Source organism: Methylobacillus draconifructus, assembly GCF_045984355.1.
Taxonomy (GTDB): domain Bacteria; phylum Pseudomonadota; class Gammaproteobacteria; order Burkholderiales; family Methylophilaceae; genus Methylobacillus; species Methylobacillus flagellatus_A.
The window spans coordinates 164354-186495 of record NZ_JBJQII010000005.1 but is presented as its reverse complement, the minus strand read 5'-3'; the positions used below and the strand labels follow the sequence as shown (position 1 = coordinate 186495).

Annotated in this window: 23 protein-coding genes and 1 pseudogene; 15 read left to right on the top strand and 9 right to left on the bottom strand. The window is 57.0% G+C overall.

The annotated features are described in order from the left end of the window. Nucleotides 1-103: 103 nt before the first annotated feature. The 11 genes and pseudogenes from acpP to ACJSDX_RS12030 all read left to right on the top strand — a co-directional run bounded on the left by acpP (nt 104) and on the right by ACJSDX_RS12030 (nt 9935). Nucleotides 104-340 carry an acyl carrier protein gene (acpP, locus tag ACJSDX_RS12080; protein WP_011479726.1) on the top strand — a complete coding sequence of 79 codons (237 nt, stop codon included), beginning with the start codon at nt 104-106 and terminating at the stop codon, nt 338-340. A 37-nt stretch (nt 341-377) separates the two neighbouring features. Next, complete coding sequence (gene fabF, locus ACJSDX_RS12075; protein WP_407994892.1) at nt 378-1610, top strand: beta-ketoacyl-ACP synthase II; 1233 nt, start codon at nt 378-380, stop codon at nt 1608-1610. 328 nt (nt 1611-1938) lie between these two features. Beyond that, entirely contained in the window at nt 1939-2754 is an 816-nt protein-coding gene (pabC, locus tag ACJSDX_RS12070) for an aminodeoxychorismate lyase (protein ID WP_407994891.1), read from the top strand. A gap of 1 nt (nt 2755) precedes the next feature. Further along, nucleotides 2756-3760 carry an endolytic transglycosylase MltG gene (gene mltG, locus ACJSDX_RS12065; RefSeq protein ID WP_407994890.1) on the top strand — a complete coding sequence of 335 codons (1005 nt, stop codon included), beginning with the start codon at nt 2756-2758 and terminating at the stop codon, nt 3758-3760. After that, a complete protein-coding gene (gene tmk, locus ACJSDX_RS12060; protein ID WP_407994889.1) occupies nt 3750-4361 on the top strand; it encodes a dTMP kinase in 612 nt (203 codons plus the stop codon). The genes mltG and tmk overlap by 11 nt, the downstream gene beginning before the upstream one ends. Then, on the top strand, nt 4358-5362 hold the full coding sequence (gene holB, locus ACJSDX_RS12055) for a DNA polymerase III subunit delta' (RefSeq protein ID WP_407994888.1): 1005 nt from the start codon (nt 4358-4360) through the stop codon (nt 5360-5362). The genes tmk and holB overlap by 4 nt, the downstream gene beginning before the upstream one ends. A gap of 8 nt (nt 5363-5370) precedes the next feature. Next, entirely contained in the window at nt 5371-5742 is a 372-nt protein-coding gene (locus ACJSDX_RS12050) for a PilZ domain-containing protein (protein WP_407994887.1), read from the top strand. Nucleotides 5743-5788: 46 nt separating this feature from the next. Further along, nucleotides 5789-6565 carry a TatD family hydrolase gene (locus ACJSDX_RS12045; RefSeq protein WP_407994886.1) on the top strand — a complete coding sequence of 259 codons (777 nt, stop codon included), beginning with the start codon at nt 5789-5791 and terminating at the stop codon, nt 6563-6565. Further along, nucleotides 6556-7326, top strand: coding sequence for an MBL fold metallo-hydrolase (locus ACJSDX_RS12040; protein WP_407994885.1), 771 nt, complete (start codon nt 6556-6558; stop codon nt 7324-7326). The genes ACJSDX_RS12045 and ACJSDX_RS12040 overlap by 10 nt, the downstream gene beginning before the upstream one ends. Nucleotides 7327-7387: 61 nt before the next feature. Continuing rightward, nucleotides 7388-7762: a hypothetical protein gene (locus ACJSDX_RS12035; protein WP_309565315.1), complete on the top strand. Its 375-nt coding sequence runs from the start codon at nt 7388-7390 to the stop codon at nt 7760-7762. Between the two features lie 301 nt (nt 7763-8063). Next, nucleotides 8064-9935 (top strand): annotated as a pseudogene (locus ACJSDX_RS12030) (putative bifunctional diguanylate cyclase/phosphodiesterase). A gap of 15 nt (nt 9936-9950) precedes the next feature. Here ACJSDX_RS12030 and ACJSDX_RS12025 read toward each other — a convergent pair. The 5 genes from ACJSDX_RS12025 to gloB form a co-directional block, all read right to left on the bottom strand. Next, nucleotides 9951-10775, bottom strand: coding sequence for an ABC transporter permease (locus tag ACJSDX_RS12025; protein WP_309565313.1), 825 nt, complete (start codon nt 10773-10775; stop codon nt 9951-9953). Next, the gene (locus ACJSDX_RS12020; RefSeq protein ID WP_407994884.1) at nt 10772-11791 is read right to left on the bottom strand and encodes an ABC transporter permease; all 1020 of its coding nucleotides are present in this window, start codon (nt 11789-11791) and stop codon (nt 10772-10774) included. Before ACJSDX_RS12020 ends, ACJSDX_RS12025 begins: the two co-directional genes overlap by 4 nt. A 58-nt stretch (nt 11792-11849) precedes the next feature. Further along, nucleotides 11850-13505, bottom strand: coding sequence for a peptide-binding protein (locus ACJSDX_RS12015; protein ID WP_407994883.1), 1656 nt, complete (start codon nt 13503-13505; stop codon nt 11850-11852). Nucleotides 13506-13517: 12 nt separating this feature from the next. Further along, on the bottom strand, nt 13518-15080 hold the full coding sequence (locus ACJSDX_RS12010; protein WP_407994882.1) for a lytic transglycosylase: 1563 nt from the start codon (nt 15078-15080) through the stop codon (nt 13518-13520). Nucleotides 15081-15194: 114 nt separating this feature from the next. Next, nucleotides 15195-15947 (bottom strand): hydroxyacylglutathione hydrolase, encoded by a 753-nt coding sequence (gene gloB / locus ACJSDX_RS12005; protein WP_407994881.1) that lies wholly within the window; start codon nt 15945-15947, stop codon nt 15195-15197. Between the two features lie 51 nt (nt 15948-15998). Here gloB and ACJSDX_RS12000 point away from each other — a divergent pair, with 51 nt between their 5' ends. The 3 genes from ACJSDX_RS12000 to dnaQ are packed head-to-tail and all read left to right on the top strand — an operon-like array spanning nt 15999 to nt 17867. Next, complete coding sequence (locus ACJSDX_RS12000; protein WP_407994880.1) at nt 15999-16721, top strand: methyltransferase domain-containing protein; 723 nt, start codon at nt 15999-16001, stop codon at nt 16719-16721. Beyond that, a complete protein-coding gene (gene rnhA, locus ACJSDX_RS11995) occupies nt 16714-17169 on the top strand; it encodes a ribonuclease HI (protein ID WP_407994879.1) in 456 nt (151 codons plus the stop codon). Before ACJSDX_RS12000 ends, rnhA begins: the two co-directional genes overlap by 8 nt. A gap of 8 nt (nt 17170-17177) precedes the next feature. Further along, nucleotides 17178-17867, top strand: a complete 690-nt coding sequence (gene dnaQ / locus ACJSDX_RS11990) for a DNA polymerase III subunit epsilon (RefSeq protein WP_407994878.1) — start codon at nt 17178-17180, stop codon at nt 17865-17867. A 32-nt stretch (nt 17868-17899) separates the two neighbouring features. Here the strand turns inward: dnaQ and queD are convergent, their stop codons facing one another. From queD to ACJSDX_RS11970, 4 genes are read right to left on the bottom strand one after another with little or no spacing between them, the layout of a single operon-like run. Further along, a complete protein-coding gene (queD, locus tag ACJSDX_RS11985) occupies nt 17900-18340 on the bottom strand; it encodes a 6-carboxytetrahydropterin synthase QueD (protein ID WP_309565305.1) in 441 nt (146 codons plus the stop codon). 59 nt (nt 18341-18399) lie between these two features. Continuing rightward, on the bottom strand, nt 18400-19323 hold the full coding sequence (locus ACJSDX_RS11980) for a histone deacetylase family protein (RefSeq protein ID WP_407994877.1): 924 nt from the start codon (nt 19321-19323) through the stop codon (nt 18400-18402). Further along, complete coding sequence (rsgA, locus tag ACJSDX_RS11975; protein ID WP_407995004.1) at nt 19320-20180, bottom strand: ribosome small subunit-dependent GTPase A; 861 nt, start codon at nt 20178-20180, stop codon at nt 19320-19322. Before rsgA ends, ACJSDX_RS11980 begins: the two co-directional genes overlap by 4 nt. Before the next feature lie 14 nt (nt 20181-20194). Further along, nucleotides 20195-21448, bottom strand: coding sequence for a M48 family metallopeptidase (locus ACJSDX_RS11970; RefSeq protein WP_407995003.1), 1254 nt, complete (start codon nt 21446-21448; stop codon nt 20195-20197). A 105-nt stretch (nt 21449-21553) separates the two neighbouring features. Between ACJSDX_RS11970 and orn the strand changes: the two genes are divergently transcribed. Then, nucleotides 21554-22102 carry an oligoribonuclease gene (orn, locus tag ACJSDX_RS11965; protein ID WP_309565302.1) on the top strand — a complete coding sequence of 183 codons (549 nt, stop codon included), beginning with the start codon at nt 21554-21556 and terminating at the stop codon, nt 22100-22102. Nucleotides 22103-22142 lie beyond the last annotated feature (40 nt).

Here is a 22142-nt window from a genome sequence, read left to right as displayed (position 1 = left end):
GGCGGCCTATATCATTAGTCATTCTGTTTTTGAATTCCTCGGGACTTTTGATAGAATAGCCCGAGCTTTTTTAAGCGACTTAAACTTGAAAGGAATAATTTAGATGTCTGACATCGAACAACGCGTTAAAAAGATCGTTTCCGAACAACTGGGTGCAAACGAGGCTGACGTCAAGAACGAATCCTCCTTTGTTGACGATCTGGGTGCTGATTCTCTCGACACCGTGGAATTGGTGATGGCGCTGGAAGAAGAATTCGATTGCGAAATTCCTGACGAAGAAGCCGAAAAGATTACAACAGTTCAGCAAGCGATTGACTACGTCAACGCAAACCTGAAGTAAGCTTTTTTCCCAATTTCCGTTTTTACTTGGAGTTGCCTTGTCCAAGCGTAGGGTAGTTGTAACTGGCCTAGGCGTTGTGTCACCAGTCGGTATCGGTGTACAAACATCCTGGGCCAATCTTGTGGCCGGTCAATCCGGTATCACTAATATCACCAAGTTCGATGCCACTCCTTTCGCTTCGCAAGTTGCGGGCGAAGTGAAGGACTTCGACGTCTCGCAATACCTCCCTGCCAAGGAAGCCCGTCGTATGGATACTTTTATCCAATACGGCATGGCGGCCGCGATCGAGGCGGTGAAGGATGCGGGCATTGAAGTGACTGAGGAAAATGCCGAGCGCATTGGGGTCTCCATCGGCTCCGGCATCGGCGGCCTGCAATTGATTGAGGATACGGACAAGGTTTATCACGAGTCCGGTCCGCGAAAGATTTCGCCTTTCTTCATTCCCGGTACCATAATCAACATGATTTCGGGCAACCTTTCCATCATGTATGGGTTCAAGGGTCCGAACGTCGCTATCGTGACGGCCTGTACTACAGGCACGCACTCGATTGGCGACGCAGCCCGCATGATTGAATATGGTGATGCCGACATCATGGTGGCCGGTGGTGCCGAGGCGCCGATTACCGAGCTTGGCGTGGGCGGCTTTGCTGCCGCACGTGCCTTGTCGACCCGTAACGATGATCCCGCCACGGCCAGCCGTCCCTGGGATGCCGACCGTGATGGTTTCGTGATTGGCGAAGGGGCCGGTGTCCTTGTGCTGGAAGAGTATGAGTCGGCCAAGAAGCGCGGTGCCAAGATCTATGCGGAGCTGGTAGGGTACGGCATGAGTGCCGATGCATATCATATGACGGCTCCCAGCATGGATGGTCCTCGCCGCTCGGTGGTCAATGCATTGAAGAATGCGGGCCTCAATCCCGACCAGATCCAGTTCGTGAACGCGCACGGCACATCCACGCCGTTAGGCGACGTGAATGAAACCAATGCGATCAAGGCTGCATTTGGCGACCACGCCAAGAATCTGGTGGTGAATTCCACCAAGTCGATGACGGGCCACTTGCTGGGCGGTGCGGGCGGATTGGAGTCGGTCTTCACCGTACTCTCCATCTATCATCAGATATCTCCGCCGACCATCAATATCTTCAATCAGGATACTGAATGCGATTTGGATTTTTGTGCCAATGAAGCCAGGGATTTGAAGATTGATGCGGCCGTGAAAAACAACTTCGGTTTTGGCGGTACGAACGGAAGCCTGGTATTCCGCAAGATTTAACTCACACTTAAAACGAAGCAAACTCCGTAAAGGCCCGTGCACTCTCATGAAGAGTCACGGGCCTTTATGCACAGATTTGTGGCATATGACAGTAAGATGTCGTTTTTACTGCTTGTTTATATGGATGTTTTTGTAAATCATTGATTTTTAAAAATAAAATTATCTGCCTAAAAACTGGGCGATTCAGAAAAACTGTAATGGTAACGGTAGCTTAGCAGTACTTTCCGAAGTCCATCCACAAAATTATCCACAGCTTTTGTGGAGAGAAAATCTTTCTAAGCCGGTGCATATGCTTTAGCATGGACGGCTGTTGATTTTACATATCCCAATGAGTACAACCACCTTCCTGATTAACGGTGTCCCCGATGCGGGGGTGTCCCCGCTGGATCGCGGACTTGCCTACGGCGATGGCGTATTTCGCACCATCCGCGTAGTGCAGGGTCAACCGGCAGCCTGGGCAGAGCACTATGCCAAATTGGACGACGACAGCAGGCGCCTTAAACTGCTGTGTCCTGACGCAGCCGCCTGGCAAGCCGATATTGCGAGGCTTTTTGCGGACCAGGGCGATGGCGTCGTCAAGCTGGTATTGACCCGCGGCATCGCTGAGCGCGGGTATGCGGTTGCCGATCGCGTCAGCGTCACGCGTATCGTCATCCGCAGTCCATTGCCCAGCTATCCAGAACAGAATGCCAGTGCTGGCATTCGTGCGCATCTTTGCAATACCAGGCTGGCGCATCAACCCTTGTTGGCCGGGATCAAGCACCTCAATCGCCTGGAAAACGTGCTCGCCAGGCAGGAGTGGACCGACCCCGGCATCAGCGAAGGGATAATGCTGGACCAGGACGGCCTGGTGGTCGAGGGGGTAATGAGCAATATCTTGGCACGCTCAGGTACAATACTGGCGACACCTGACCTTGAACGTTGCGGTGTCGCTGGTATTACCCGCCAACGTATTCTGGATATTGCGCCCGGTCTTGGATTGACTCCCGTCATCACGCCATTGACGCTAGCCGAGTTGATGAGTGCTGATGAGGTCGTGATGTGCAATAGCCTTTACGGCGCCTGGCAGGTTGTGGATTTCAATGGCCGAACCTGGCTGGCAGGCCAGCTGGCTGGCAGGTTGCGGCAAATTTTGCAGGAATAGCATGCGCGTATTGAAGAGCTTGTTTGTGTTGGTGGCCGTCCTGGTCATTTCATTTGCCGCATGGATGGCTTATTTTGTTACCACCCCTTTGCAGTTTCCCACCAAGACGGTCGAGTTCGATTTGCGCATGGGCAGCAGCCTGCGCACTATTTCCGAGCAGCTGGTCGACCAGGGCGTCCTCAAGGAGCCATGGAGCTTCATCCTGCTGGTCAGGGCCATGAAAATGGCCGGCGGCATCAAGGCCGGCAACTATCTGTTGGAGTCGGGCCAGACGCCGTACGAGCTGTTCATCACCCTCAGCAACGGCAACGTGACCCAGGACAGCATTACCTTCATTGAGGGCTGGACTTTCGCCCAGATGCGCCAGGCGCTGAACAACCACGAATCCGTGCGGCATCTCACCATGGCGTATACCGATGAAGAGATCATGCGCAACATAGGCGCTGCCGGCAGCCTCCCTGAGGGATTGTTCTTTCCCGATACTTATTTCTTCAGCAAGGGCATGAGCGACCAGGACATCCTCAAGCGAGCGCACGTCGCGATGCAGAACCGCCTCAAGGCTGCCTGGGAGCAGCGATCGGCAGGCTTGCCCTACAGCTCTCCGTATGAGGCCTTGATCATGGCGTCCATCGTGGAAAAGGAGACGGGCAAGGCGAGCGAGCGCGCCGTCATTGCAGGCGTGTTCCTCAACCGCCTGCGCATTGGCATGCGCCTGCAGACCGATCCCACCGTAATCTACGGCATGGGCGAAGCGTTCGACGGCAACCTGCGAAAGAAGGACCTGTTGCGCGATACGCCGTTCAATACCTATACGCGGGTCGGCCTGCCTCCCACGCCTATTGCCATGCCGGGAATGGCCGCCATTACCGCGGCATTGCACCCGGCCAAGACCGACGCCTTGTATTTCGTCGGCAAGGGGGATGGCAGCCATCAATTTTCCCGCACTCTCAACGAACATAATCGCGCAGTGGTGCGATATCAACTGAAAGGTAGAAATGCGCGGTAAATTCATCACGCTGGAAGGCATGGATGGCGCAGGCAAGAGCTCGCACATAGAGAGCATCATCTCAGCGCTTAGGGCGCGTGGGCTGGAGGTGGTTTCCACGCGCGAGCCCGGCGGTACCCAGTTGGGGGAGAAATTACGTGAATTGCTGCTGCATGAGCGCATGCATGCGGAAACCGAAACCCTGCTGATGTTCGCGGCACGGCGCGAACATATTGCCGAAGTGATAGAGCCGGCATTGGCGCGCGGCGCCTGGGTGGTGTCCGACCGCTTCACCGATGCCTCGTTCGCCTATCAATGCGGCGGACGCGGCGTGCCGCGCGAAAAGGTGGAGGCGCTGGAGGCATGGGTGCAGCAGGGCCTGCAGCCAGACCTGACCCTGTTGTTCGACGTGCCCGTGGAAGTCAGCGTGGCGCGGCTGGCCGCGGCCAGGGAGCCGGACAAGTTCGAGCGCGAAAGCGCCGAATTTTTCCGTCGTATCCGCAATGGCTATCTCGCGCGCGCCGAGGCCCAGCCGCAACGCTTCCGGCTGGTTGACGGCAACCGCCCGCTGGATGAGGTCAGGGTGGATGTGCTCGATATCATGCAGAAGTTCGGGGCATGACAAGCCAGCGCTATCCCTGGCATGCCAGCACCTGGCAGCGTTTGCAGCAGTCGCGCGGGCGCAGGCACCATGCCTTGCTGTTGAAAGGAAAGCAGGGCATCGCCAAACTGGAGTTCGCCAATACATTGGCACAGTCGCTGTTGTGCCAGTCGCCAGCCGATGACGGATATGCCTGCGGCCATTGCGCCAGTTGCAGCTGGTTCTTGCAGAACGGCCATCCCGACTACCGCCTGCTGATGCCGGAGCAGGAAGATACTGCCGAGCCTGCGGCAGCCAGCAAGAAGCCAGCCCGCAAGAGCACGCAGATATCCGTGGCGCAGATACGCGAGCTTGCCGGCTTCCTGGAGCTTTCCAGCCATCAGAACGACGGGGTGCGCATCGTCGTGATACACCCGGCCGACGCATTGAACCAGACTTCGGCCAACGCCCTGCTGAAAATGCTGGAAGAGCCGCCGGCCGACGTCATCTTCATCCTCGTGACCAGTCACCCCCAGCGCCTGCTGCCCACCATCATGAGCCGCTGCCAGCAATTGGAAATGCCTGCCCCTTCGGAGGCGGAAGCACTGGCATGGCTAGAGCAGCAAGGCATTAAGGACGCCCAGTACTGGCTGGCTTATAGCGGAGGGTCGCCGCTCAGCGCTGCGGAGGCGGCAGCCGGCAGCGACAAAATGCAGCTAGTGCCAGCGCGACTTGCCCTGGGCCAGAAGCTCGATCCGTTCGGCTCGGCCAGCGAGTTTGCCGCCATCGGCATGGAAGAGGCGACGACCGCATTGCAGAAATGGCTGTACGACCTTGTCGCTGTCAGCTTGGGCGCGGTCCCGCGTTACCATGTGCGTGATAGCGCGGCTTTGCAAGCACTGGGCAAAAGCGTAGACTTGAGCGCATTGCTGACGTTCCAGCGCCAGGTGGATGAAGCGAGGCGTTCGGCCAGCCATCCTTTGAATAACGAACTGCAACTCGAGCATTTGTTATTGCAGTACAGCAAGCTGTTTTCCGGATAGAGGTCAACATGAGCGAACAAGAAGACGCAGACAAGCAGGCAACGCACAAACCTAGCGTGCTGTCGCTTGCAATCAAGGAAAAGGCGGCCTTGTATGCGGCGTATATGCCTTTTATCCTGGGGGGAGGATTGTTTATCCCAACCAACAAGTCATTCCATATCGGCGACGAGGTCTTCATGCTGCTTAGCTTGCTTGACAACCCCGACAAGCTCAAAGTCGCCGGCCGCGTGGTCTGGATCAGCCCTGTCGCACATGGCAACCGTCCGCAAGGGATAGGGGTGCAGTTGAGCGAGAAAGACGGCGGCCTTCAGGCGCGAAACCAGATCGAAGGTTTGTTGGGTAATGCGTTGAAGTCGCAGCGGCCTACGCACACAATGTAATATTTTTCTTTAATACTTATTCTTAATTTGTTGATTTATTTGTTTTATGTTGGTTGATTCTCACTGTCACCTGAATTTCCCAGAATTGCGCCAAAACCTTGAAGCCCTGCGTGGCGCCATGCAGCAAGAGCGGGTCGGGCATGCGTTATGCATCTCCGTGACATTGCCTGACTTTCCCGACGTGCTTGCCGTGGCTGAGGCATATGATAATTTCTATGCCTCAGTCGGCGTGCATCCGGATTATGAAGACGAGCCGGATTTCACCGAGGACCAACTGGTCGAACTGGCGGCACATCCCAAAGTGGTCGCTATCGGCGAGACCGGCCTGGATTATTTCCGCCTTACCGGCGACCTGGAGTGGCAGCGCGAACGGTTCCGTACGCATATCCGGGCTGCCATCCGTGCGAAAAAGCCGCTGGTGATTCATACGCGCAATGCAGCGGAAGACACGCTGCGGCTCATGCGCGAAGAGCATGCGGAACAGGTCGGCGGCGTCATGCATTGCTTTACCGAAAGCCTGGAAGTCGCCCTGGCTGCGATAGAGCTTGGCTTCTATATTTCTTTTTCCGGCATTGTGACCTTCAAGAACGCGGTGGCTTTGAAAGAGGTGGCCAAGGCGGTGCCGCTGGACCGCATCCTGGTCGAGACCGATTCCCCATACCTCGCGCCCGTGCCGTTTCGCGGCAAGCCCAACCAGCCTGCCTACGTGCGCTATGTCGCCGAGGAAATCGCCAATCTGCGCGGCATCAGCTATCAGGATGTCGAGCAGGCGACCACGGAAAACTTCTTCCGCCTGTTCAAGGATGCGCGCCCGTGCGCCTGACGATGCTGGGCGTCGGCTCCAGCGCCGGGACGCCGGTGATTGGCTGCCAGTGCGCCACTTGCCTGTCAGGCAACCCGAAGAACAAGCGCAGCCGTTGCTCTTCGTTAATCACCCTGGGCAACGGCAAGCACATCCTGATCGATACCGGCCCGGATATCCGCTTGCAGGCCTTGCGGGAAGGCGTTACCCATGTCGATGCCGTGCTCTACACTCACACGCATGCGGATCACCTGCATGGCATTGACGACTTGCGCGCCTTTTGCCAGAAGCAGCGCCAGCAGATCCCCTTGTATGGCAAGCCGGATGCGATGGAGCATATTGTCAGCAAGTTCGGCTATGCGATCCGCGAACCCGGAGACTACTGGGACTTGCCTATTCTGAGCGTCAACCCGGTCGAGCGCGCATTCGAATTGTTCGGCGCCCAAATCGTCCCGGTGCCGATATTGCACGGGCGCCTGGAAATGTATGGATACCGGCTTGGCAGGCTTGGCTACCTCACCGATGCCTCCGCCATTCCCGAAACATCGTTGGAACTGTTGCAAGACCTGGATGTCTTGTTGCTGGACTGCTTGCGTTATACCCCGCACTACACGCATTTCAGCCTTGAGCAAAGCCTGGAGCAGGCGGCCATCATCGGCGCAAAGCAGACCTATCTCATTCATATGACGCATGAAATGGAATATGAGGCGGTCAGCAAAATGCTGCCATCCTCCGTGCAGGTAGGGTATGATGGGCTCAAGCTTGAGATAGCTGATTTTTAACGAAAAGGGCTTGCCGCATGACGGATGGGACCTATACACAGAGGAAGAAGGAGTTGTTGTAATGGCATGGCACAAGAAGTATTTATTGGTGGTTGGCGCATTGCTCGCATCTATCACGGTGGCTGCACCCGTGATGGCCGAGCCTAAAAAGACGACCTACACCGAAGAGGAATTTCTGAATGCATTTGGCAACAAGACGCGCAGCGTCGTCGCCAAGCAGCTTGGCGAACCGCTCAAGAAGGAGCAGTCTGTCAAGCCAAGCAATGCCTCCACCGTCATTGGGCGCCCGACGGACAAGCAGGGCAAGCCTGACCAGGTGGAGATGTGGTACTACAAGGATCTGGTGAAGTATGATCCTAAGCGGACTTATAAGACCATCGAATTGACTTTTGTGAATGACCGATGCGTCAATATTGCATTTTTCAACAACAGATAATCAAAGCCGGGAAATCCCGGCTTTTTTTATTCAATGAAGTAATGAGGGATTGTTTTCTGTAAGCCAGTTGAATAGGCCAAATGTACTATTCTCAAATTGTGGAAATCGATTGACGCTTTATTTGTCGCCAATTTAACATTTAACTATTGTGGTTAAGGCTTTATCAGCTGATTGCACGCATTCAATACGCATGGCAATCGTTGTAAGAACAAGCGATATTTTTTTACCAAAATAACCATTTTATAATAATGGTTAAATACCTTGCAGTAGTCACAATATCAATAACACCGAAAGTGATGAAATGGCGTTTTTCACGGGGAATATGAATGGCGTAGGGTGTGTTGTGCGGACAGGCGCCCTGGCTGCCACTTTACAAGGTTTTAAATGTGCGCAATGGCTGAGCAGATTGCTGCGCCATTTGCTGCCAAGCATGGAGTTGCGGGATCAATATGACCTGCTGCAACACGAAGTCGCCGAGTTGAGGAAACGCCTGCTGGGGGCGGAGAGCGAACTCAGGATTACGCGCCACGCTTTTGAAAGCCAGGATGGCATCCTGGTGACGGATGCCAACAATATCATTTTGAAGGTCAATAGCGCATTTACCCGCCTGACTGGATACCGTCAGGACGAGGTGTTGGGAATGACGCCTTCGCTGCTGAAGTCCGGCCGGCAGGATGCGTCTTTTTACCGCAGGATGTGGAATGAGCTGCGCGAGCATCATTACTGGCAGGGCGAGATCTGGGACAAGCGCAAGGACGGCACCATTTACCCCAAGCTGCTGACGATCAGGGCGATTACCGATGACCGCAACCACATCATCAACTACATTGCCACTTTTTCCGATGTCAGCCAGCAGAAAGAGGCCAAGGAAAACATCTATCGCCTGGCTTTCTATGATCCGCTGACCCAGTTGCCCAACCGGCGCTTGTTGATGGACCGGCTTTCGCTGGCATTGGTGAATAGTCAAAAAAATAAAACCTATGGCGCCATTTTCTTCATCGACCTGGATAACTTCAAGACGCTGAATGATACCAAAGGCCATGATTTCGGCGACCTGCTGCTGACGGAGGTTTCTTCAAGGCTGCGCAGCTCGGTGCGGCAAAACGACATGGTGGCCAGGTTCGGCGGAGACGAGTTCCTGGTGGTGCTGGAGGACATCAGCGCCGATGAGCAGCTTGCGACGCAAGGGGCTTTGCGGGTCGCGGAAAAGGTATGCCAGGCGATCAGCCATACCTACGAACTCAAGGGCTATCGCTACCACTGCACGGCCAGTATCGGCATCAGCATCCTGAGCGGCGAAGACAACATCCATGAAATCCTGCGCCGTGCGGACACGGCGATGTACCACGCCAAGCAGACCGGGCGCAATACCTATTGCCTGTTCGATCCCCACATGCAGGAAATGATAGAACGCAAGGCGGGGCTGGAGGCGGACCTGCGCATGGCAGTCAGCCAAAACCAGCTTCTGCTTTATTATCAAATCCAGGTGGATGCGGAGCAACGTGCTTATGGGGCCGAGGTGCTGTTGCGCTGGCTGCATCCAGTGCGAGGCCTTGTGCCTCCTGCGCAATTCATTTCCCTGGCCGAGGAGACCGGACTGATCCTGCCGATCGGTCATTACGTGCTCAGCGCCGCCTGCCAGCAGCTCAAGGCGTAGGAGCGGCATGAACATACCCGCGACCTGGTGCTGTCAGTCAACATCAGCATCCGCCAGTTATGCCAGGAGGATTTCGTCAAGCAGATCAGGGACATATTGGAAGCAACCAAGATCAATCCCTCACGCCTCAAAATCGAATTGACGGAAAGCCTCATCATGGAGGGAACATCGGACAATGCGCAGAAAATGCTGGAGCTGCAGCAGCTGGGGATTCATTTTGCCATGGATGATTTCGGCACCGGCTATTCTTCATTGGTGCACCTGAAGCGCTTGCCGTTGAACCAGCTCAAGATAGACCGCAGCTTCGTCGGCAATATCGTGCACAACGCCAACGACGCCGTGATCGTAAAAGCGATTATCGCGATGGCGGCAGCGCTGGACCTGCAAGTAATTGCCGAAGGGGTGGAAACCCGTGAGCAAATGGAAATGCTGCGGCAGTATGGCTGCACGGCATTTCAGGGCTACCTCTTCTCCAAGCCGCTACCGCTGGAGGAATTCCACGACTTGCTGCATTAATCAATAATCTACCTGCTAGCGCGATTGCGATGAGCGCGGGTCATATACGTCGCGCAGGCCCTCGCCGAATAGGTTGTAGCCCAACACGGTAATCAGGATGGCCAAGCCAGGGAACAGGGATAGCCACCAGGCAAATTGAATATACTCCTTGCCGTCGGTGAGGATATTGCCCCATGACGCTTGCGGCGCCTGCACGCCTAGCCCGAGGAAGCTCAGGCCGGACTCGATCAATACTGCGCTCGCTACGCCGAGTACCGAGCTGACGATCACGGGCGTCATGCTGTTGGGCAGCAAGTGCCTGAAAATCAGTCGATTGTCGCTGGCCCCCAGGGTTTCCGAGGCCATGACGAATTCGCGGTTGCGCAGGCTCAGGAATTCGGCCCGTACGAGGCGGGTGACGCCCATCCAGGAAGTCAGGCCGATAATGATCATGATGTTCCAGATGGATGGCGTCAGGAATGCGATGACAGCCAGGATCAGGAAGAAGGTAGGGATCGACAGCATGACATCGACAGCCCGCATGATGAGCATGTCCACCCAGCCGCGATAATAACCCGCGATCGCGCCGAGGATGATGCCGATGACTGTGGCAATGCCGACGGCAACCAAACCGACAAGCAAAGAAATACGTGCCCCGAACAGCATGCGCGAAAATACATCGCGGCCCAGCGCGTCAGTGCCCATCCAGTGGCTGGAGGAAGGGCTCAGCAAAATCGCCTTGACGTCGATGGCATCCGGTTCGTATGGCGCGATCAACGGCGCAAGCAATGCCAGCAGGAAAATGCTGACGATGATGATGAAGCCGGCCAGGGCCAAGGGGTTCGAAAGCGCGCGCTTCATTGCATCACTCCACGGCGTACGCGCGGGTCGGCCCAGGCGTAGGCAAGGTCGGCCAGCAGGTTGCCCAGCAGCGTCAGCGCCGAGCCTATGGTGAGTATGCCCATGATGACTGGGAAGTCCCGCATCAATACGGCATCGTAGAACAGCTTGCCCATGCCGGGAATGGCGAAGATGGATTCCGCGATCACGGAGCCGCCGATCAGTCCGGGGATGGAAAGGCCGAAAATCGTGATGAGCGGCAACAATGCATTGCGCAGGGCGTGGCCATAGACCACGGTATTTTCCGGCAGGCCCTTGGCGCGCGCGGTGATGATGTAATCTTGGTGCAATACGTCCAGCATACCGTTGCGCACGAACAAGGAAATGCCTGCCAAGCCGCTCAATGCCGAGATGAAAACTGGCAATGTCAAGTGTTTCAACGCATCCCACGCGTAGGCGAGCCAATGCATATGTTCGGCGCCCTGGCTGTGCAGCCCTGAAATGGGAAGCCAGTCATTCATGACGCCGGTCCAGTACATGAGCAGCAATGCCAGCCAGAAGCCGGGGATGGCAAACCCGACGAAGACGAACAGGGTGATGGCGCGGTCCGGCAGGCGGTTCTGCGTCAGGGCAGAGATGACGCCTAGCGGCAGCGCGATGACGATGATCAGGCCCAGGCTCAGGACGTTGATGAGCAGGGTAATGGGCAGCGCTTCCTGGATCATGCCCGGCGTGACGTTGCCATCCTTGTCCTTGGTCTGCCAGAACACCGGGCGTTGATGGGAGGCGAATGAAGTGCCGAAATCCAGCTTGACCATGCGCTGCAGCCACAGGCCGTACTGCACGATCACGGGCTTGTCCAGGTTGTAGAGTTCTCGTAGCTTCTGGCGCGACTCCTCGCTGGCCTTGGGGTCGAAGCCGGCCTCGGTGGTGGTGATGTCGCCAGGCGCGAGATGGATGATCAGGAAGGAAACCAGGCTGATGCCGATCAGCAGCGGCACCATCCAGAACAGGCGCTTCAATAGGTATTTCAGCATGCGCAGGCCTTCCTGCAAGACGGTCCAAGGTCAGCGAGCATATTGGCAGCAACCGGCATCACTGGCTGATCTCCGTGCGACGCAATGGCCTGGGAATGTACCAGTCCTGTGAATTGTGCCCGATCCCGGCAGGCGGGGCAGGGTTGTCTATGCCCTTGATGCGCTTGTGCATGGCTTGCAGGCCGTAGCCTGCGAACAGGTAGACGATGGGACTGTCCTCAAGCAGTATCTCCGCGAATTCGTGGTAGGTGCTCATGCGCTTGTCCGGGTTGAGCTCCATGCGACCGCGCTCCAATAGGCGGTCAACGCGCTGGTTCTTGTAGCCGATGAAATTGAATTGGCCCGGCGCCTGCTGGGATGAATGCCAGATGGCATACTGGTCCGGGTCGACCGCCAATTGCCAGCCGAGCAATACCACGTCGAAATCGCCGGTCTTGATGAAGCGGCCGATGAAGCTGGCCCATTCCAGCACCCTGATCTGCACATCGATGCCGATCTCCTTGAGCCTGCGCTGGATCAGCACTGCGCTCATTTCACGCTGCTTGTTCTGGTTGGTGAGAATCTCGAAGGAGAGCGGCTTGCCGTTGCGCTCCAGGATGCCGTTCCTGTTTTTCTTGAACCCGGCCTCCTCAAGCAAGGCCCTGGCTTTGGCGGGGTCGTAACTGTATGGCTTGAGGTTGGGATTGGACCAGCGGGTGCCCGGCTTGTAAGGGGAGGCGACCGGCTCCCCCATGCCCAGCAATACGCCGTCGATCAGCTCCTGCTTGTTGATGGCGTAATTGATGGCCTTGCGCACCCGGACATCGTTGAAAGGCTTGCGCTTGAGGTTGAAGCCAAGGTAGGTGTAGCTATTGCCCAGCTCCTTGTAAAGCGAGAATTTTTTCTGCAATTCTGGCCGTGCGGGGAAGATACGCGCGTATTGCACCGGCGACAGCGCCATGGTGTCGATATTGTTGGCCATCAGCTCGAGGAACTGCGAAGCCTCGTCAGGGATGAATCTGCTTACCAGGCGTTCTATCCTCGGTATTCCCTGCGTAGAAAGGGGATTGCTCACGAGGGAAATCTGCTCACCGGGACGCCATTTTTCCAGCTTGTAGTAATGGCTGCCCACCGGGTTGCGGGCAAAAGGCGTATTGTTGATATCCTTGCCTTCCAGCAGGTGCTTGGGCAGGATGTCCAGCCCCGCCCAGGAGTTGACCGCCGGGGCGTAAGGCTCGGCGTAGCTTACCCTGAAAGTGCGCGCATCAGGCGTTTCGGCCTTGGTGACGAGCTTGTAGTCGGAGGCGTAGGGCGTCCTGGTCTTGTCGTCGGTGATGAGCTTCCAGGTGAAGAGGACGTCCGCGCTGGTGAGGGGCTTGCCGTCCGCCCATTTCAGGTTGGGCTTGAGCTTGAAGGTGATGACTTTCTGGTCCGGGGAAATCTGCCATGACTCGGCCAGCTCCCCCTCGAATTCCAGATTCCTGTCATAGCGCAGCAAGCTGCTGAAGATGTTCTGCGCCACTGCGGATGCGGCAGCCTCGCCAGCAATCATCGTAATCAAGCCGCTGGGTTCGCCGCGCGTGGCGTCGATCATCGTGCCGCCGTTTTCCGGCGGGTATTCAAGGTCGTAATTGACGACTTGCTCGACAGGGGAGCGGCCACAAGCTGAAAGGCAGGTGGCCAGCAGTACAGTCACGGCGGCAGGGTAACTCAAGGCTGGGAGAAGATCACGCATGCGGGAAAGCCATCAAGCCTCGTCTGGCCGGGAAACAGTTAACTTATTGCCTGGAACAATGTGAGATCCGGTCAGGTTGTTCCAGCGCTTCAAATCCTTGCTTTGCACGTCGAACTTGCGCGCAATGCTGTCCAGGGTGTCGCCGCGTTTGACGACGTAGTGGCGGCTGGCGACCTTCTTTGCTGCGGCGGATGCGGCAGGCGACCCTGTAACGGTGAGCGCCTGGCCGGGCTTCAATGTGCTCGATTTCAAGCCGTTCATGCTCATCAGCTGCTGGTTGCTGATGTTGTAGCGTTTAGCAATGCTGCTGATGGTATCGCCGCTTTTTACCGTGTGCTTGATCGTGCTGGGTAGCGTCACGCTGGCGGCGGCAATCGCGATCTGCCCATGGTCGGCGATAGCAATCGCGGCATCGCTGACTGTGTCCGCCCGTACCGGAACCAGCAGCGGCATATTACTGTTAAGGTTGTTCGCACTCAGGCCATTGATGTCGCGCAGCTTTGCCGGGTCGATGCCGAATTTCCGCGCGATGCTGTCCATGCGCTCGCCTCGCTTGGCGTGGTAAGTTTGCCAGTTGACCAACGGCTTGTCGTAGACGGCCAGGTTGTTGGTGAAAATCTCGGCCGCGCTGATCGGCAGCAGGATTTCATGCACCTGGCCGTTGGCGGTGAGTACCGGGCGGTTGTACTCGGGATTGAGTGAAGCAAACTCTTCGGAGGAAATTTCGGCCAGTTCTGCTGCCAGTTTTGCGTCGATCTGCTGAGGAGCGGTGACTTTGACGAAGTAGGGCCGGTTGGGGATGCTCTGTATGTTCAGGCCGTAGCGTTGCGGATTTGTCATGATGTTCTTGACCGCCTGCAGCTTGGGAACGTAATTTTTTGTCTCGTCCGACAGTTCCAGGCTCTGGTAGTCTGTCGGCAGGCCCAGGCTGCGGTTGCGGGCAATGGCCCGGCTTACGGTGCCTTCACCCGCGTTGTAGGCCGCCAGGGCAAGGTCCCAGGTGCCAAACATGATATACAGCTTCTGCAGGTAGTTGAGCGCGGCGTTGGTCGCGGCAGTGACGTCGCGGCGGCCGTCCGTCCACCAATCCTGCTTGAGGCCGAAATTCTTGCCGGTCGACGGGATGAATTGCCAGATTCCCGAGGCGCTGCTGCGCGAGAGCGCCTGTGGATTGAATGCGCTTTCTATCATGGGCAGCAGTGCAATTTCCGTTGGCATGCCGCGCTTCTGCACTTCTTCGACGATATGGTAGAGATAGCGCTGGCTGCGGTCTACCATACGCTTGACGTAGTCTGGGCGAGAAGAGTACCAGCTTTCGTGCGTGCTGGTGATCGGGGACTGCAGTTCAGGGATGCCGTAGCCGTCGCGAATCCGCTGCCACAAGTCAAAGGTGGCGAGGTTTTCCTGGCTCTGGAGATTGGCGCTGTCAGGCATGTAGCCTGCAACATCATCGCTGGGATAATCCCCGAGAATGACGATCTCGTCGCCGACCACATTGGTGACAGCGTAAGCTGCGGGAGCTGTAATGATAGGTGACGCCAGTAATACCAGCTTCAGCAGGGACTTCACAGTCATTCACACTTCTCGTGATGGCTTTGGGTGCTAGGATAGTAGCGAATGAGGGAATGCAGCGTCAAGTCTATGGCAAAAATAAACACCCAACTTGAACTAACTTCATTATGTTAATGATTAAAAATGGTTTCTCATCTCCCGGATTGCCGTAAAAACATTCACCGGATCTGGTGTCGCACTGCCTGATGCCGCGATCACGCCAGGCTCGTGGCAGCGCAGGAAGGGATTGGTAGCCAGCTCCAATGCCAGGCTGGAAGGCAGGCTGGGCAGGCCTTTGGCGCGCAAGGCGCTGGTTGCCTGCTGGCGGGCAAGCAATGCCTCATGGCCAGGTTCCAGGGACAAGGCGAATTCCAGATTGTGTTCGGTATATTCATGTGCGCAATACACTTTTGTATCCGCAGGCAATTCCGTCAATTGCTGCAGTGATGTGTACATTTGCTCAGGAGTCCCTTCAAACAGGCGGCCGCAGCCTGCGCCAAACAGGGTATCGCCACAGAACAGCATGCCGTTGCCGCAATAGGCCACATGGCCCAGGGTATGGCCGGGGACTTCCAGTACCGATAGGGAAAGCGCAGGCTTGGCAAAGTCCAGCCGGTCGCCGGCAACGACCGGCTGGTGCGGAAACGGGTATTGCTCTTTCTCAGGTGCGAATGCCCGGGCTGACGTGGCGTGGATCAGCTCTTTCACGCCGCCAATATGATCCATGTGGTGATGGGTGATCAGGATGGCATTCAGCTGCAAACCTAGCGCGGACAGCGTCTCCAATATAGGCTGGGCGTCACCTGGGTCCACCACGACGGCGTGGCCATGCTGGTGCAATAGCCAGATATAATTGTCCTTGAAGGCGGGAACCGGGATAATCTCAAGCATCTAAGCGATCAGTCAATGTGCGATGTCTATTAATGATATGTTGGGAGCCTGATGTCAATAGAGAAGCAAGAACAATGGCTTGCCAGCCCATTAGGACAATACCTGCAGGAGCAGGAACAGGCCTTGTTTGACCGGGTGGTGCACGATATCTTCGGCTTCAATGCCATGCAGTTCGGTATGCTGCAGATGCCATTGTTGCGGCATTGCCGCATTCCATACCAGTTCAATGCCGACGTCGCGAACGGCTCGATACGCTGCGTATCCCATCAATTTCCATTGCAGGCGGACAGCCTGGATTTGTTGTTGTTGCCGCATACCCTGGATTTCAGCGAGCATCCGCACCAGACCTTGCGTGAAGCCGCCCGTGTATTGGTGCCGGAGGGGCATATCGTGATCACCGGCTTCAACCCGGTCAGCGCCTGGGGCGCGCGCCGCCTGGCCAGCGACCATGACGTTTATCCCTGGGATGCGAATTTTCTCAGTCTGATGCGGGTCAAGGATTGGCTGGCGCTGCTGGACTTCGAAGTCGTCGAGGTCACAATGGCATGCCATATGCCGCCTTTCCGCAATAGCAGCGGCCATGGGCGCCTTGGCAGGATCGAGCGTCTCGGGGCAAGGCTGTGGCCCTTGATGGGTGGGGTATACTTTGTCCTGGCCAAAAAACGGGTCGTCAGCATGCGCCTGATCAAGCCGGCATGGAACAAGTCCAAGCTCAAGGCCGGCCTGTTGCCCACTCCAACCCAAAAAACGGATATACAGAAAAAACATGAGTAATAGCGTGATAGAAATTTATGCCGACGGTGCCTGCAAGGGCAATCCAGGTCCCGGCGGATGGGGCGCGTGGCTGTCATTTGCCGGACGTGAGAAAGAGCTTTGGGGCGGCGAGCTGGTGACGACCAATAACCGCATGGAGCTGACTGCTGTCATCCGGGCGCTTGAAGCCTTGAAGCGCCAATGTGTCGTGAAAATCTATACGGATTCAGCCTACGTGCAGAAGGGCATCACGGAGTGGGTGCATAGCTGGAAGGCAAGGAACTGGCTTACCAGCGACAAAAAACCCGTTAAGAACGTCGACCTGTGGAAGACCCTGGATAGCCTGGTGCAACAGCACCAGGTCGAGTGGGTCTGGGTCAAGGGGCACGCGGGCAATGTGGGCAATGAGCGCGCCGATGCGTTGGCCAACAAGGGCGTTGACCAGGTGCTGGGCCGGGAGGTGGCATAAGGATGGGCATGCGACAGATTTTTCTCGATACTGAAACCACCGGCCTTTATCACGCCCAGGGACACCGTATTATCGAAATCGCCGGGGTGGAGCTGGTCAACCGCAGGCTGACCAACAATCACTTCCATGTCTACCTCAACCCCGATCGCGAGATCGACCAGGCTGCGCAGGAGGTGCATGGCATCACGCTGGAGTTCCTGCAGGACAAGCCGCGCTTTCACGATGTCGTGGACGATTTCTTGCAATTCGTTTCCGGCGCGGACTTGATCATCCACAACGCGCCGTTCGATATCGGTTTCCTCAATGCCGAGCTCAACAGGATAGAACGCCAGAATATCGAGCACAGCGTGCTGGAGATCATCGATACGCTGAAAATGGCCAAGGAAATGCGCCCTGGGCAGCGCAACAACCTGGATGCCCTGTGCCGGCATTACGGCATAGACAATTCTTCGCGCACGCTGCACGGCGCCTTGCTGGATGCGGAGTTGCTCGCCGATGTCTACATGGCCATGACGCGCGGCCAGGAAAGTCTGATGATCGACATGCTGGATCACGGGCCGATAGAGGGCAACGAGGAGATCAGGCTGACGCGCAGCAAGCCGTTGCTAGTCTTGGCTGCAAGCGAATCGGAGCAGGCGGCGCATGAGGAGTATCTGCAGGCGCTGAACAAGGGCGGCGCTTGCGTGTGGACGCAATAACAGCGGCAGGGCTGGCGCTGAGCTAAGTTGGCTTAAGCCAGGGCATCGGCCCAGCTGTTGGGCGTTTCATAAAGCCGCACGCGCTCCAGCTTGAGCTGGGTGCCGTAGGTGTCATGGTATTGCGCCTTGAGGATGCGGAAGGCTTCCGCCGCCATGTTTTCTGCGGTCGGCACGGTGCCGAAGACCACGGTCTTGTGGTCGGGCAGGCTGCGCAGGAATTCCAGCACCGCGGTATCGCCCTGGTATACCAGGAAGGCATGGTCCCATTGATCCACCACGCAACGCTTGGCGATGGCCTTGACGTCGGAAAAGTCCATGACCATGCCATGTTCCGAGGCGCCTTCCTGCTCGATGATATTGCCGGAAAGCGTGATTTCCAGGGCATAGCGGTGACCGTGCAGGTTGCGGCACTGGCTTTTGTGGCTGGGGATGCGGTGTCCGGCATCGAATTCAAGGCGGGTGGTGATTTGCATGGCGCGATTATAGCAGCAAAGACCGCAACGGCTTCAGCATCCTGGCGCGTTGCCGGCGATCAAAGCCCGGCCAGCGTGAGGATATGCGTCGTCGCCGATTCTGCTAGCGACGGAAGGTGGTAGCCGCCTTCCAGCACCGAGACGATGCGCTTTGCCGCATATCGATCCGCGACCGTCATTGCGAAATTAGTGATCCAGCGGTAATCATCGTTATTGAGCTTCAGGTGCGCCAGCGGGTCGTTTTCATGCGCATCGAACCCGGCTGATATGAAAAGCATCTGCGGCCGGAAGCGCTGCAGCGCCGGCTCGAAGTTCCGCAGGACCGCTTCGCGAAACACCTGGCCGTCGCTTCCTGCTGCCAAGGGGGCGTTGATGATGTGATCCGAGCGAGTGTCCGCCCCGCTGTGCGGATAGAAAGGGTGCTGGAAGGTGGAGCACAGCATGACGCGCGGATCGTTGCGGAATATATCCTCGGTGCCGTCGCCGTGATGCACGTCGAAATCCAGAATCGCGACACGGTCCAGCTTGTAGGCAGCAAGCGCATAGGCAACGCCTGCGGAAATATGGTTGAAGATGCAGAAACCCGCCGCCCGCGCCTTGCCGGCATGGTGCCCGGGCGGGCGTATGCAGCAGAAGGCATTGGCGGCCTGTTTTTGCATCACCAGGTCGACAGCCTTGATGACAGCACCGGTGGCATGCAGGCATGCCGTCAACGACATCGGCCCCATGGCGGTATCCGGGTCCAGCCTCACGATGCCTGCGCGGGGGGCAATACTGCGGATATACTCGATATAGGTGGCGTCATGCACGCGCAGTAGCGCTTCATCGTCGGCTTGCGGCGCCTCATGGCGCTGCAGTTTACCAAGCAGTTGCTGCGCCGCAAGCGCATCCATGATGGCCGTGATGCGCGCGGGCGACTCGGGGTGTTTGCCATCCATGACATGCAGCAGCGTATCGGGATGGGACACCAGCGCGGTCGTCATGCGATTTCCTGGCGTAGCTGCTGGTAATAGGCGAGGCGCCGCGGCAATATCGCGCCTGCATCGGCTGCCGCCCGGATGGCGCAGTCAGGCTCCTTGAGGTGGCGGCAATTGTTGAAACGGCATTTGCCCAGGTAGGGGCGGAACTCGACGAATGCTAATTCCAATTGCTCGCCGTCCAGGTGGTGCAGGCCGAATTCCTGCAGGCCGGGAGAGTCAATCAGCTTGCTCGTTGCATCCAGGTGGTAGAGATGGGCGGCTGTGGTGGTGTGTTTCCCGCTATCAAGCACGGTCGATACCTCCTGCGTCCTGACCATCTTGTCTGGCAGCAGCGCGTTGACGATGGTGGATTTCCCCATGCCGGACTGGCCTACCAATACGCTGGTTTCCCCAGCGAGCCATTGCCTGAGCGGGGCGATATCATCCCGTGCCGATAGCGGCTGGATGGTGTAGCCCAATGCGGCATAATCCTGCAGCCGCGACATGACATCCTCGGCATTGTCGAGATCGCATTTATTGAGCACGATCACCGCCTTGACGCCTGCCGCCTCGCATGCCACCAGGCAGCGATTCAAGAGTTCTTCGTAAAAGCTCGGCTGTGTCGCCAGCACGATGACCGCCTGGCTGACATTGGCAGCAAGCATCTTGCTGCGGAAGCTGTTGCTGCGGTAGAGCAGGCTGCTCCTGGGTTCAAGCTGCTCCACCACGCCTTCGCTCGGGCCGGTCAGCTTGACCTTGACCCTGTCGCCGCAGGCAATATCCGTTTTCTTGCCCCTGGTGACGCAGCTCAGCTCGACGCCGCCTTCCAGCTCCACTCCGTAGCGCTTGCCGTAGGAGGCTACGACCAGGCCGTTCAACAGCGCACTCAACAAGGCTAGTGCGCTGTCAATGTGTTTAGCCGGGAGATACGGATGCTGGCTGGCGGGTGCGAATCGTAAAACGCCGAATGCAGCGGGTCGGGCGTGAGCGTGGACGCATTGTCACGGTAAAGCTTGACCAATGCCTCGACCAGGTAGCGGGCGTCGGCATTCTGCGCGGCATATTCATCCGCCTCGAATTCATTCTTGCGCGAATAGCCTGCAAGCAGCGGACGCAACAGGAACAGGAACACCGGGCTCACCAGCAGGAACAAGATCAGCGCCATATAGTCGCTGGGCTGCTGCACGCCAAGCCCGGCATAGAACCAATCCTGCTGCGCGAGCCAGCCGAGCAGGGCCAGACCGATGAAGCTGACGAAAAACATTAGGGCAATGCGCTTGATGACGTGCTTGTGCTTGAAGTGCCCGAGCTCGTGGGCCAAGACGGCTTCAATCTCATCGCCGTTCAGGCGTTCCAACAGGGTATCGAAGAAAACGACGCGCTTGCTCGCGCCAAAGCCCGTGAAATAGGCGTTGCCGTGGCTGCTGCGGGTGGAACCGTCCATGACGAACAACCCTTGCGACTTGAAGCCGCATTTAGTCAACAAGGCCTCGATGCGGTTTTTCAGGGATTCGTCACCCAACGGGGAGAATTTGTTGAACATCGGCGCAATGAATGTGGGATAGATTGCCAGCATCAGGAGGTTGAATACGCTCCAGACCACCCAGAGGTAGAGCCACCAGTAGTCCCCGGCACCCTGCATGAGCCATAGCGCGACGAACAGCAGCGGTGCGCCCAGCAGCAGGCCGACGATGCCGTGCTTGATCATGTCTTTGAAGTACATTGCGGGCGTCATTTTGTTGAAGCCGAAATGCTGGTCGATGACGAAGGTGCGGTAATAGTCGAAAGGCAAGTCCACCACGCTGCTGACGAGCAAGGCGCTCAGGATGACGGCCGCGCCGCGGATGATGTCATGCTCCGGCAAGACGCCGCGCCAGGCGTCGTCTATCAGCTGCAAGCCGCCTCCTACGGTCAGCAGCAGGAGCAATACGGCCTGAGCCGTGGTTTCGATGAGCGCGAGGCGCGTCTTGGCAGAAGAGTAGTCCGCGGCCTTCTGGTGGGCGCCGAGACTGATGCTGGAACTGAACGCCTCCGGCACGTTGGCGCGGTGCTGCTGAATGTAGTGGACATGCCGGCGGCCGAGCCAGAGCCGGATCATTGTGGTGAACACCAGGAGCGAGATGAACAGGATAGTCAGGTTCGTAGCCATCATTTTGCTTATTTATCAGTTAAAATATTATGTTTATTTTGAAGCAAGAATAGGGTGGAAGGTTCACCTTTCTTTGCATCCGCGCACATTTTAATGGAAATCATTATGTCACAACACAACGACAACCTCATCTGGCTGGATATGGAAATGAGCGGCTTGCAGCCAGACAGCGACCGTATTTTGGAATTGGCTGCCGTCGTGACCGACGCCGAACTGAATGTGCTGGGTGAGTCCCCGGTGCTGGTGATTCATCAATCCGATGCTGTGCTGGACGGCATGGACGCCTGGAACAAGGGAACGCACGGGCGTTCCGGCCTGATCGACAAGGTAAAGGCTTCCACCCTGGACGAAGCCGCGGCTACGCAACAGATGATCGAATTCCTCAAGGAATTCGTACCGGCGGGGAAATCCCCAATGTGCGGCAACTCCATCTGTCAGGACAGGCGCTTCATGGCGCGCTACATGCCTGAACTTGAGGCGTACTTCCACTACCGCAACCTGGATGTCAGCGTGTTCAAGGAGCTGGCAAGGCGCTGGCGCCCGGCCCTGATTGCAGGCTTCAAGAAAAGCAGCAAGCATGAGGCGCTGGCAGATATTTACGAATCGATCGACGAGCTCAAGTATTACCGCGAACACTTCATCCGCATGGAGTAACGTCAGGAATAACAGGCAAAAAAAGGGGTGCGTCAGGCGC